9 protein-coding genes are annotated in these 12,492 nt (G+C 65.7%); 4 read left to right on the top strand and 5 right to left on the bottom strand.

Annotated elements, in window-relative coordinates; translation table 11 throughout:
• Window positions 1-131: 131 nt before the first annotated feature.
• Both Q0030_RS25630 and Q0030_RS25625 read right to left on the bottom strand, forming a co-directional pair.
• On the bottom strand, window positions 132-1,865 hold the full coding sequence (locus Q0030_RS25630; protein WP_298373195.1) for an adenylate/guanylate cyclase domain-containing protein: 1,734 nt from the start codon (window positions 1,863-1,865) through the stop codon (window positions 132-134).
• Window positions 1,866-1,998: 133 nt separating this feature from the next.
• Entirely contained in the window at window positions 1,999-2,553 is a 555-nt protein-coding gene (locus Q0030_RS25625; protein WP_298373192.1) for a PAS domain-containing protein, read from the bottom strand.
• 502 nt (window positions 2,554-3,055) lie between these two features.
• Here Q0030_RS25625 and Q0030_RS25620 point away from each other — a divergent pair.
• A complete protein-coding gene (locus Q0030_RS25620) occupies window positions 3,056-3,853 on the top strand; it encodes a rhomboid family intramembrane serine protease (protein WP_298373189.1) in 798 nt (265 codons plus the stop codon).
• 188 nt (window positions 3,854-4,041) lie between these two features.
• On the top strand, window positions 4,042-4,470 hold the full coding sequence (locus Q0030_RS25615) for a CBS domain-containing protein (RefSeq protein ID WP_298373187.1): 429 nt from the start codon (window positions 4,042-4,044) through the stop codon (window positions 4,468-4,470).
• A 3-nt stretch (window positions 4,471-4,473) separates the two neighbouring features.
• On the opposite strand, the gene Q0030_RS25610 is transcribed toward Q0030_RS25615, so the two are convergent.
• Window positions 4,474-5,505 carry a patatin-like phospholipase family protein gene (locus Q0030_RS25610; protein WP_298373185.1) on the bottom strand — a complete coding sequence of 344 codons (1,032 nt, stop codon included), beginning with the start codon at window positions 5,503-5,505 and terminating at the stop codon, window positions 4,474-4,476.
• Between the two features lie 282 nt (window positions 5,506-5,787).
• Here Q0030_RS25610 and Q0030_RS25605 point away from each other — a divergent pair, with 282 nt between their 5' ends.
• The gene (locus tag Q0030_RS25605) at window positions 5,788-6,858 is read left to right on the top strand and encodes a hypothetical protein (protein ID WP_298373182.1); all 1,071 of its coding nucleotides are present in this window, start codon (window positions 5,788-5,790) and stop codon (window positions 6,856-6,858) included.
• 280 nt (window positions 6,859-7,138) lie between these two features.
• A complete protein-coding gene (locus Q0030_RS25600; protein ID WP_298373179.1) occupies window positions 7,139-9,637 on the top strand; it encodes an EAL domain-containing protein in 2,499 nt (832 codons plus the stop codon).
• Between the two features lie 49 nt (window positions 9,638-9,686).
• Here the strand turns inward: Q0030_RS25600 and Q0030_RS25595 are convergent, their stop codons facing one another.
• On the bottom strand, window positions 9,687-10,250 hold the full coding sequence (locus Q0030_RS25595; protein ID WP_298373176.1) for a nitroreductase: 564 nt from the start codon (window positions 10,248-10,250) through the stop codon (window positions 9,687-9,689).
• A gap of 84 nt (window positions 10,251-10,334) precedes the next feature.
• A complete protein-coding gene (thrS, locus tag Q0030_RS25590; protein ID WP_298373174.1) occupies window positions 10,335-12,380 on the bottom strand; it encodes a threonine--tRNA ligase in 2,046 nt (681 codons plus the stop codon).
• Between the last annotated feature and the right edge of the window lie 112 nt (window positions 12,381-12,492).

The following is a 12,492-nucleotide window of genomic DNA, read 5'->3' as shown; positions in this document are numbered from 1 at the left end:
AGGCCAGCGTCGATGCGTGTAGCCCGGATGAGCAAAGCGATATCCGGGATCTTTCTTCCCGCATATCGCGGAGCCCGTCATCGGGCGCGCATGTCGCGCACGCTGTTGGCTCATGCGGGCTGCAAGTGTCGCTACTTCTGCTCCAGGCGCCAGGCGCCGTCCCAATCCGCCGCCGGCGGATTTTGCCTGAACGCTGCGACGCGCGACTTCATGGCGATCGACGGTCCGTCGCCCGGCGCCGCAGCCAGTGCCGCAGCGAAAGCTTGCTCGGCGTCGTCCCAGCGGCGGTCGCGATAGGCGGCGAGGCCATCCGCGTAGCGCTGCCGCAACTCGGTCTGCGCCGGTGTCAGCTCGTCCTTCTTGCCGATGATCTCGAACACGGCGACCGGCTGGGTCTGACCGACGGCGACAAGGCGGTCGATCTCGCGCAGCTCAATGGTCGCAGCACAGGCGCTCGCGGTGGCTTCCGAGATCAGGCTGCGGCTGCCGTAGAACTTGTTGGCGCCCTCCAGCCGCGAGGCGAGGTTCACGGTGTCGCCGAGCACGGTGTAGCTCATCATGAATTCGGAGCCGATGCTGCCGACCAGCGCTTCACCGGTGGCGATCCCGATCCGGATGTCGCAATCGGCCGGGATGGCGCGCACGCCGAGCAGCTCGGGCAGATCCTTGCGCAGCTGGTTGACCTGGCCGATCATGTCGATGGCGGCAAGCGCGGCCAGATGGGTCTGCTCGGCTTCCTCGACGAATGGGGCGCCCCAATAGGCCATGATGGCGTCGCCGATATATTTGTCGATGATGCCGCGATGCGCATGGACCGGCGCCGACATCGTCGACAGATAGAGGTTCATGATCTTGACGAGGCCGCGCGGCGTTACGCCTTCGCTCAGGCTGGTGAAGCCTTTCATGTCGCAGAACATCACCGTCATGATGCGGCGCTGTCCTTCGGTGGCGGCGATCGCGGGCTGCTCGAGCAGGCCCTCGGCGATCCGGGGATTGATGTAGCGGCCGAAGGTCTCGCGAATGCGCTGGTTGTGACGCAACGTCTCGATCATGCGGTTGAAGGCGGCCGAGAGCTGGCCGATCTCGTCCTGGGTCGTGATCGCGATGGTGCCGTCGAGGCGGCCCGCTTCGACTTCGCGGGTGCCCTCCAGCAGCCGCATCACCGGGCGCGTGATGCCGCTGCCGACCAGCATCGCGAACACGAAGCCGAGGATCGCGGCAATCGCGGTCACGACACCGGAGATGATGATCGCCCGCTGCTGGGCACTCATCACCTTCGCCGCGGCCGAAGCGACCTGCGCCAGCATGTCGGTACGAATGCCTTCGATCTTGTTGTTGAAGTCGTCGCGCAGGACGTCGGCGCGGAGCGTGGTCGCTTTCGCGGCCGCAAAGTCCTGGGCGTCGAGCTGGTCGAGCAGCGTCTTGTTCTCGGCGTTCAGGCGCATCAAGAGATCGTTGACGGCATTGTCGATGCGGTCATCGAGGCGGCCGAGGGCGGCGTTGTCGGACGGGGTCGAGGGATCGGCGATGATCGAATCGATCAGCACGCGCGCCGCATCGGCTTCGCGCTTGATCGTCGGCTCGATCTCGTCGAAGGTCTTGCGCGCCGCGTCGTAGCCGCTGGCTTCCCCCGGCGCCTGCATCTTCGCCATCATCATCCGGCGCATCGCCAGGGACCGCTCCAGCGAGCGGATGTTGACGCGGGCGAGATGACCGTAGGCGGGGATGTAGCGGTTGGTGAGCTCATCCAGGAGATGGCCGACCTGGCCCGCCATCACCATCGACAGCAGCGAGGTGATCACCGCGAGGACGATGAGTCCCGCGGCAATGCCGACGATCTTCTGCCTGATCGAATTGCGAAACATGCCCAGCCCGGCCGCAGCTGCAATAAGCGGATCACCCCCGCCATGGCGGCGAAACAGCTAATAGAGTTCCGCGGCCCGCGGTGCAAGCGACCGGCGTGGCCTGTCCCGTCGCTGGATCGGGGCAGGCGTCAGGCTAGCGCAGCCCTTCGTAGACCATCAGGCCGCGCGCGATGGCGAGCTTGCGCAGGGTCCGCGGCACCAGCCGCTCCTGGGGATGCAGGTAGCGCCACGAGGTCAGGACGAGGTCGTGCAGCCGGGTGACGTCGTCCTCGAACGGGGCGAGCAGGCCGGTCAGGCTCGCCGGCATATGGACGCGGGCGGTGAAGGGCAGCAGCAGCAATTCAAGGTGCGCCTTCGATCCGGTTTCGGTCGTGGCGGTGATGCCGGCGATGGCCGGCAGGGTCTCTTCGACGACACAGGTGATGATGTCCTCGATCTCGCCGCGGCTCTCGCCGGTGAAAAGGGCGGAAAAGCTGCGGTTCTTGAGGTCGCAGCCGAGCAGGGCGGAGGTGCGGGTGCCGGCGACCCGGAACGGAAAGCTGGTCTCGCCGTCATAGGACAGCACGAAGATGTCGGACAGCAGCTCGCGCACCGCGGACGGTTCGAACTCACTCCGGTCGGGTGCACGCGCAGTGCCGCGCTTCGCATTCCAATAGGCGAAGAAATCGCGGCTCGAGCTGTGTTTCATCTAAAGAACCTTGCCCGGCACCTGGCTCGGCGGGACACATCTGTCCCGGTTTTGCTCAGGCGCCTTCCCTTCTCTGTTGTGCAGGGAAGGCTGTGCAGCGTCCATGCCGTGGCCGCGGTTTGGGCCGCTTATCGGCCGCTTTGTGTTGTTAACGTAAATTTAACTATGTCCTTGGCGTCGATGGAACCTGCGCGTAGGGTCCGCGCGTTCCCGTTCGCCGGCTGCCCCAAGCGCCGGCGTGGTTGGTACACAGGTGGCGTCAAACAGTTTGGTCACCGTGCGGGGAGGGGTGGGGATGTTCTCCCGATCCCTCTGGGGCACGAGAAGACCAGCAGATCAGGGAGGGCGTTCTCAGCGCCCTCCCTTTTCTTTTGTCCCGATCGCTTTTGTGTTGATGCTGGCGCCGCGCCACCCTGTGTCCGATTTCGGGATTGTGCACTTGCACAGCGGTATGAAAGCCGCCTATCTGGGATGCACAGCCGCGTGCGAGGTCGCCGACCCCTTGGACTCCCATCCCGAATCCCCGCTCGAGCCGCCGCCGGAGGCGCCGCGCGAGCCGATCCTGACCTTGCCGCCGGCGCTCACCGCCTACATCCTCCTGATCGCGGTGATCCATCTGCGGGTGCTGCTGCCGCCGGAGATCGAAAACTGGACCATCGACGTCTTCGGCTTCATCCCGAAGCGGTACGATTCGACGCTGCTCGACATCACCTTCCCGGGCGGAGACGGCGCCAAGGTCTGGACCTTCGTCACCTATTCGCTGCTGCACGCCAACCTCACCCATATCGGCTTCAACGTGCTGTGGCTGCTGCCGTTCGGCAGCGCGCTGGCGCGGCGCTTCGGCGCCGTGCGCTTCTTTGTCTTCATGGCGGTGACGGCGGCCGCCGGCGCGCTCGCGCATTTGTTGACCCACGAGCACGCCATTGCGCCGATGATCGGCGCGTCGGCCTCGGTGTCGGGGACGATGGCGGCGGCGATGCGCTTCGCCTTTGTGAAGGGCAGCTTCCTGTCGTTCAGCCGGGGCGATGCCGATGCGGCCGCCAAGGTGCCCGCGCTGTCACTGTGGCGGGCGCTGCGCAATGGACGGGTGCTCGCCTTCCTGGCGATCTGGTTCGGCGTCAATATCCTGTTCGGCGCCACCTCGCTGTCGCTTGGTGGTGAGGAGGCGAGCGTCGCCTGGCAGGCGCATATCGGCGGCTTCCTCGCCGGGCTGTTGCTGTTCTCGCTGTTCGATCCGATTCCGCGCGCGCGAGATGATGCTGCGGATGCGTCGTCGGCGGACCAGTCCGGCCGCGTCTGATCGCCGCTTGCAGCTCGGTTCGAATTCCATCATCATCTTTGCGACACAGAACAAAGCGGGCCGACAAATCGAGCCCAGCTACCGACCGCGCCCCGGAACCGAAATCGGCGCGGAACTGTTGATTGAAGACTCTGGCGAACAGGCTCGATCCCGCTGAAGCGGGCGCGAGCGGATTCAGGGAGGCGGCAATGACGGTACGTTCCATTCTCGATGCAAAGGGCCATCAGGTCATGAGCGTCGCGCCCGGCGCGAAGCTCTCGGCCGCGGTCAAACTGCTCGGCGAGCGCAAGATCGGCGCCGTGCTGGTGATGGAGCAGGGCCGGATGGAAGGCATCCTGTCGGAGCGCGACATCGTGCGCGTGCTCAGCGAGCGCGGCGCGGGCGTGCTGGACGAGCCGGTAAGCGCGGTGATGACCAGGAAGGTCGTGAGTTGCCGCGAGTCCGATACCGTCAGCGGCCTGATGGAGACGATGACGACCGGCAAGTTCCGCCATCTCCCTGTCGTCGAGGACGGCAAGGTGGTCGGGCTGATCTCGATCGGTGACGTCGTCAAGCGCCGCGTGCAGGAATATGAGCACGAGCAGGAAGCGCTGCGCGACTACATCAAGACCGCCTGAGCGCTATTTCCCGGTGGTGCCCGCGCCGTTGGACGGCGGCACCAGGATATCGATCGCTTCCTCGATCGCGCCGATGGCGCGTTCGGCCGCGCGGATGCCGTGTGCGATCAGGTCGTCGGCGCGGTGGAAGTCGAACCAGCCGATCTGACCGACGCGCGGCGAGATCAGCATGTCAGGCGGATCGCCGGCGAGGCGCGCACGGGTAATGCGGTCCTGCATGATGTTGAAGGCGTCGACCATGACGCTCGAGATCCCGGGCCGGCTGGCGCTGCCGAAAAACTCCCGCTTCACGGTCCGTTCGGCGGAGAAGAAGCGGCCGAACCGCCGCTTGGGCGGTTCCGGCTCGACCTCCGCCTCGGCAGTCACCGCGACCGTCACCTCGGGCGCGGCGGACGGCCCGTGATTGTAGATCGTGGTCGAATGCGCGAACACGTCGCTGGAGAGGTTCGCCGCAATGACGATCTCGGCGCCGAGGGCGCGGGCGGCCGAAACTGGCACCGGATTGACCAGCGCGCCGTCGACCAGCCAGCGGTCGCCGATCAGCACCGGCGCGAAGATGCCGGGCAGGGCGTAGGAGGCGCGCATGGCGTCGACCACGCGGCCCTGGGTCAGCCAGATTTCGTGGCCGGTGCGGACTTCGGTTGCGACGCTGGCGAACTTGACCGCGAGGTCCTCGATCATGACCTGGCCCAGCGCCGCCTCGATCTCGGCGGCGAGCTTGGCGCCGCCGATCAGGCCGGAGCCGTTGAGGCGGATGTCGAGGTAGCCGAGCACGCTGCGCGGCTGCAGGCTGCGGGCCCACTGCTCCAGTTTGTCGATGTGGCCGGCCGCATAGGCGCCGCCGACCACGGAGCCGATCGAGGTGCCGACAACCACGTTGGGGACGATGCCATGGGCGAGCAGGGTCTTGATGATGCCGATATGGGCAAAGCCGCGCGCGGCGCCGCCGCCGAGCGCAAGCCCGATCACCGGACGGCGAACCGTTCCCAGTCCTACCTTGTCGGGGCCGTCGGAGCTCTTTTGGCCTCGGCCCATCCAGCTATCCAACACGACAAATCTCCTGCCAGCACGAGACTAGGCCGCGCGGCACGGCTACGCCAGCGTCGTCCGGTCTCATGGTTAGTCCCCACAGGCATGATTCATGCCCGGGTGGACCGCGGTAGGCAGGGAATGTGACTGGACCGCGACGATACCGCTAACATCGGCTTGATCGAGCGGTTCCAAACCGGGGACGGCGCCCCCTGGATTGTGACAAAGCCTTGGACGCGCCTTGCACGAAGGCTTGAATTCGCCGCGTTTTCGTTGAAAAGCATGGTGATGACTTCGAGGGGCAACGGCATCGGCGGATGCGGGCGGGGCATGCGGCTCCTTCCGCTATTGACGCTTGCGGCATTTTTGCTCGCCCTGATCCCCACTTCTGTGTCGGCGCAGTTCTTCAGCGACCGGCCGCCGCCAATCCCGCCCGCCTCGGTTCCGGACGTACCGTCCGGCCCGGCGCTCAATTTGGCGCCGCCGTCCGGGCCCGGTTCGGGGCCCGTTCTGCCCGGTCCGCTGACCCAGCCGACCATCGTCCAGCCGTCGATCGCGACCGTGCCTCCGGTGACGCCACCGGCCGGCTCGCCGACCGCCGGGCAGGCGGTGCTGTCGCTGACGGCGCGGTACGGCAAGGACCTGCCGGTGATCAATGCCGGGCTGGTGTGGCGGGTGTTCGCCGACAAGCCGGATGACAACGGCACCTACAAGCTGATCCGCGAAGAGCGCGGAGCGACGCCCAACGTCGTGCTGCCGCCCGGCAACTACGTCGTTCATGTCGCGCTCGGCCTCGTCAGCGCGGTCCGTGCCGTCAGCCTGAAGTCGGAGACCGACCGCGAGTCCTTCGTGTTGCCGGCCGGGGGCCTGCGGATCGAAGGCCGGGTCGGCTCCAGCAAGATCCCGGCCAACCAGATCTCGTTCGCGATCTACAAGGGCAGCCAGTTCGACGGCTCCGACCGTGGCCCGCTGGTGCCCAACGTGTCCGCCGGCGACGTTGCGCTGCTGCCGGAGGGCACCTACTACATCGTCTCCAACTATGGTGACGCCAACTCGGTGGTGCGCTCCGACATTCGCGTCGGAGCGGGCAAGCTGACCGACGTCACCGTCACGCATCGCGCGGCCGTCATCACCCTCAAGCTGGTCAGCGAGAAGGGCGGCGAAGCGCTCGCCAACACCGCATGGTCGGTGATCACGCCGGGCGGCGACGTGATCAAGGAATCGATCGGCGCGTTCCCGCGTGTCGTGCTCTCCGAAGGCGAGTATCGTGCGATCGCTAAGAACGAGGGCAAGGTGTTCGAGCGTCCCTTCAACGTCGTCAACGGCGTCGATGGCGAAGTCGAGGTCGTGGCGCGCTGACGCCCGGCCGCGCCGTATTTCATGCAGCTGTCATAGTCTCTAACGTGAACTAACCATCGCGCGAATTTGAGCTGTCATAATCGCTGGCGGCGACTTGCGGCATCGCTATTTTTACACGGCGTTAAGCCGCGGCATGACTTGGATGCCACGGGGACTAAAGCGCGCTGAGTTCACGTCGTGTCGTCATCGCGCCTTGGCTTTTTGCTTGAGCACGGTCTTCTCGGAAACCGCTTCACACTTTCCGGATCATGCTCAGGCGTTTGCGTGAACGGGGCGTGCCATGATCATGGCCAACAAGAATTCAGCAAAGACATCGGCCAAGTTCAGTTCCGAGATGTTCGCCGACGTTCCGGTTCTGCAACGCAAGTGGCAGGCGGCGGTCCGCCCCGGTGAAAAGCTGCCGCATTATGAAGATGTGATGCTCGGCAGCCTGGGCCGGCTCGCGGATCACATCGTGCTGCTGCGGAACGTCGACGGCGTGCTCACGGTCTCGCACACCGGCCGCTACGTCCAGACCTGGCTGAACGACGAGCGCTGGGACATTCCGCTCAGCGCGCTGCCGCCGGACTGCGCGACGGCATTGACCGAAGCCGCCGCGAATGCGCGCGAGAACTGCCGGCCCTATCTCGCGTCGGCGCATTGCGTGCGCGACGGTCTGGTGCGGACCTTCGACGTGCTGGCGCTGCCGACGCGATCGCGCTGGGGCGGCATCCTGGTCGGCGTCTATGTCAACGAACGCAATGCGCAGTACAATCTTCTCGATACGATCTTCTCGGCCACCGACGAGGGCGTGCTGTCGCTCGCCGCGATCCGCGACGCGCGGGGCGAGGCGGCCGATTTCCAGATCGTGCATCTCAACCAGGGCGCCGCAAAGCTCCTGATGCAGCCTGCGACCGAATTGCTGTGGCGCCGGCTCAGCGCCGGCGGCAATCCGCTTGCGGCGCCGGCGGTGATGAACCGCCTGCGCGGATTCGTCGGAAGCGGATTCGTTGGCGGCGGCGCCGGCGGGCAGTTCGAGATCGACAGCGGCGATCGCTGCCTGCGGCTCGGGGTCACGGCGTTCGGCGACATGCTGTCGCTGACCGTCTCCGACGTCACCGCGCTGAAGCAGCGCGAGCAGTCGTTCCGCCTGCTGTTCGAGAACAACCCGATGCCGATGTGGGTGTTCGACGCCGGCACGATGGAATTCCTCAGCGTCAATGACGCTGCCGTTCAGCACTATGGGTACAGCCGGGAGCGATTTCTCGGCATGACGCTGCGTCAGATCTGGCCGGAGGATGAGTGGGCCATGCACAGCGCCGCCTTGCGCGAGGTCGGCGACGTCTATCAATCGAGCCGCGACTGGCGGCACATCAAGGCCGACGGTACCGAAATCCATGTCCTGACCTTCGGACGCAGGGTGGCGTTCGAGGGCCGCGACGGCTATCTGGTCGCGGTGGTCGACATCACCGAACGCCGGGCCGCCGAAGCGCGGATCGCGCACATGGCGCACCATGACGGTCTCACCAACCTGCCGAATCGCGACTTCTACCAGGAGCGTCTGCGCGAGGCGCTGGAGCGCAGCCGCTCCGGCAACAAGCGCGTCGCCGTGATGTGCATCGATCTCGATCTGTTCAAGAACGTCAACGATTCCTTCGGGCACCCGATGGGCGACCGGCTGCTCAAGCTGGTGGCGGAGCGGCTGCGCGAGGTGGTCCGCGACGACAATGTCGCGGCCCGTCTCGGTGGCGACGAGTTCGCGATCGTGCTAGCCGCGGATGTCTCGCCGAACGAGGCGAGCGCTTTCGCCGAGCGGCTGATCGGTGCCCTGAGCGCGCCCTACAAGATCGACGGGCTCGAAGTCGTGGTCGGCGCCAGCGTCGGGATCGCGCTGTCGCCGGGCGACGGCACGACGTCGGAAGAACTGATGCGCAATGCCGACATGGCGTTGTATCGCGCCAAGTCCGAGGGCGGCGGTGTGCACCATTTCTTCGAGCCGGAGATGGATCAGCAGGCGCAAAAGCGCCGTGACATGGAGCGCGATCTGCGCGCGGCCTTCAGCAACGGCGAGTTCGAGCTGCACTACCAGCCGCTGGTCGATATCGCCGCCGACCGCATCAGTGGCTTCGAGTCGCTGCTGCGGTGGCAGCACCCGCAGAAGGGCATGGTCTCGCCCGCGGAGTTCATCCCGGTTGCCGAAGACATCGGCCTGATCGTCGCGCTCGGCGAATGGGTGCTGCGCGAAGCCTGCGCCGAGGCGATGAAGTGGCCTGCCGACGTGAAGGTCGCGGTTAATCTGTCGCCGGTGCAGTTCCGCAGCCGCAACCTGGTCCAGGCCGTGATCTCGGCGCTGGCGCATTCCGGCCTGTCGGCGCGACGGCTCGAGCTCGAGATCACCGAGTCGGTGTTCCTAGCGGAGACCGAGGCCAACCTCGCGATCCTGCACCAGCTCCGCGAGCTCGGCGTCAGCATCTCGATGGACGATTTTGGCACCGGCTATTCCAGCCTGAGCTATCTGCGCAGCTTCCCGTTCGACAAGATCAAGATCGACCGCTCCTTCGTGAAGGACCTGGCGCGGCGCGCCGACTGCCTCGCGATCGTGCGCGCGATCTCCGGCCTCGGCCGCAGCCTCAGGATCACCACGACCGCGGAAGGGGTCGAGACAACGGACCAGCTCGACTGGCTGCGCGCCGAAGGCTGCAACGAGGTGCAGGGCTTCCTGTTCAGTGCGGCAAGACCCGGGCACGAGATCGCAGCCTTGCTGCGCGGCTTTGCGGAGCGAGCGTCGAAGGCGGCGTGACGCCACTCGTCATGGCTGGGTCAAGCCCGGCAACGACAGATCTACGGTTTCAAAACCGCGTCACGATATCCGACAGCGCCGGACGCGGGCGGTCCTCGCTCGGCTTGGTCGGCGTTCCGATATGAATCAGGCCGACGAGCTTCTCATCCGGCTTCAGGCCGAGACCGTCGAGCACGTCGCGGTCGAAGACAAACCAGCCGGTCAGCCAGCAGGCGCCGTAGCCGAGCGCGGTCGCGGCGTTGACGATGTTCATCGCGCTCGCGCCAGCCGACAATTCCTGCTCCCACGGCGGCACCTTCGGGTGCGGCTTGGTGAAGGAGACCACGCCGATCACCAGCGGCGCATCGGTCAGGCGCTTCTTCTCGACCTCGATGTCGGAGGCCGGCGCGCCGGGATTCTTGCGAGCAAACACCTTCGCGATCACGTCGCCGGCGCGCGCGCGGGCCTCACCCTCGAACACGATGAAGCGCCAGGGCGCCAGCTTGCCGTGGTCGGGCACGCGCGCACCGATGGTCAGGATGGTCTCGAGCTCGGCCGCGGACGGGCCCGGGCCGGTCATCTCGCGCGGTTTCATCGAGCGGCGCGTCTTCAGGAGTTCAATGGCATCGGGCACGGAAATGTCCTTCAAGTGGGGTCGTGCCCCCAAGATGGGGGCACGACCAAGCCGACGAAAGCCAGTTTAGACCGATTGTGAAGATCAGGCGACCGATCGCGCCCGTTTCACGTCCGGCGGCGTCGCTTCATCCACCAACGCGGCGATCGCCTCATCGGTCGGCATCACGGTCTGGCGCTCGCTGCCGAGGCGGCGGACGGAGACCGAATGGCTCTCGGCTTCCTTCTTGCCGACGACCAGCAGGGCCGGGATCTTGGCCAGCGAGTGCTCCCGGACCTTGTAGTTGATCTTCTCGTTGCGCAGGTCGATCTCGACGCGGAGGCCGGCGCGGCGCGCCGCGGCCGCCACCACCTTGGCGTACTCGTCGCCCTCGGAGGTGATGGTCGTGACCACGAGCTGGGTCGGCGCCAGCCAGAGCGGGAAGTTGCCGGCATAGTGCTCGATCAGGATGCCGATGAAGCGCTCCATCGAACCGCAGATCGCGCGGTGCACCATGACCGGCGCCTTCTTCGAGCCGTCGTGGTCGATGTAGAACGCGCCGAAGCGCTCCGGCAGGTTGAAGTCGACCTGGGTCGTGCCGCACTGCCAGTCGCGGCCGATGGCGTCGCGCAGCACGTACTCGAACTTCGGCCCGTAGAACGCGCCTTCGCCCGGGTTGATCTCGGTCCGGATCCGGTTGCTGCCCTTGGCCTTGATCTCCGACAGCACGGTCGCCATCACGCGCTCGGCGTGATCCCACATCTCGTCGGTGCCGACCCGCTTTTCGGGCCGCGTCGAGAGCTTGACCGTGAGCTCGCCGTCGAAGCCGAAATCGGCGTAGGTCGACAGGATCAGCTCGTTGATCTTGAGACACTCATCGGCAAGCTGCTGTTCGGTGCAGAACACATGGGCGTCGTCCTGGGTGAAGCCGCGCACCCGCATCAGGCCGTGCATCGCGCCCGACGGCTCGTAGCGATGCACGACGCCGAACTCGGCGAGTCGCAACGGCAGGTCGCGGTAGCTCTTCAGCCCGTGCTTGAAGATCTGCACATGGCCCGGGCAGTTCATCGGCTTCAGCGCGAACCAGCGCTTGTCCTCGGCCTCGTCGCCGGCGGACTGGGCCGCGAACATGTTCTCGCGATACCAGTCCCAGTGGCCCGAGGTCTCCCACAGCACCTTGTCGAGGATCTGCGGCGCATTGACCTCACTGTAGTCGCCGAGCAGCCGGCGCCGCATATAGGCGATCAGCTGCTGGAAGATGGTCCAGCCCTTGGGGTGCCAGAACACCACGCCGGGGCCTTCCTCCTGGAAGTGGAACAGGTCGAGCTCGCGGCCAAGCTTGCGGTGGTCGCGCTTCTCGGCTTCCTCGATCTGCTTGAGGTAAGCGTCGAGGTCTTCCTGCTTGGCGAATGCTGTGCCGTAGATGCGGGTCAGCATCGGATTGTTGGAATCGCCGCGCCAATAGGCGCCGGCCACCTTCATCAGCTTAAAGGCGTTGCCGATCTTGCCGGTGGAGGTCATGTGCGGGCCGCGGCAGAGATCGAACCAGTCGCCCTGGAAATAGATCTTGATCGGCTCGTTGCCGGGAATGGTGTCGACCAGCTCGACCTTGAAGGCCTCGCCCTTGTCGCGGAACACCTGCTTGGTCTTTTCGCGATCCCAGACTTCCTTGGTGAATGGCTTGTCGCGCGCGACGATCTCGCGCATCCGCTTCTCGATGGCGGCAAAATCTTCCGGGGTGAACGGCTCATTGCGGAAGAAGTCGTAATAGAAGCCGTTCTCGATCACCGGGCCGATCGTGACCTGGGTGCCCGGCCACAGCGACTGCACGGCTTCGGCGAGCACATGCGCGGCATCGTGCCGGATCAGTTCCAGCGCGCGGGGGTCGTCACGGCCGATCAACTCAATCTTGGCGTCTGCTTCGATCGGATCGTTGAGGTCGGCAAGCGTGCCGTCGAGCGCCATCGCGACGGTGCGCTTGGCAAGCGAGGGTGAAATGCCTTTGGCGATGTCGAGGCCGGTGGTCCCTTTCGGGAAATCGCGCCTCGCTCCATCAGGGAAGGTGAGGGCGATCTTGTTCACGGGTTCTGCGGGCTTGAGGTTAGAGAGGCTGTACTGGAATCCGGACTCGGATTTGGGCGTTTCTGCCATCGATGTCTCCTGTAGCTCACTCCTGCGAACGAGCGCAGGTAAGCGGAAAGCAGCGGTATAGCAGGCGATTTGACGCCTGCAATCCGGCAATATCAAGAAAATGGGCCTTCAG

This window comes from uncultured Bradyrhizobium sp., from assembly GCF_947648125.1.
Lineage (GTDB): Bacteria > Pseudomonadota > Alphaproteobacteria > Rhizobiales > Xanthobacteraceae > Bradyrhizobium.
This window is presented reverse-complemented; position numbering and strand designations above follow the sequence as displayed.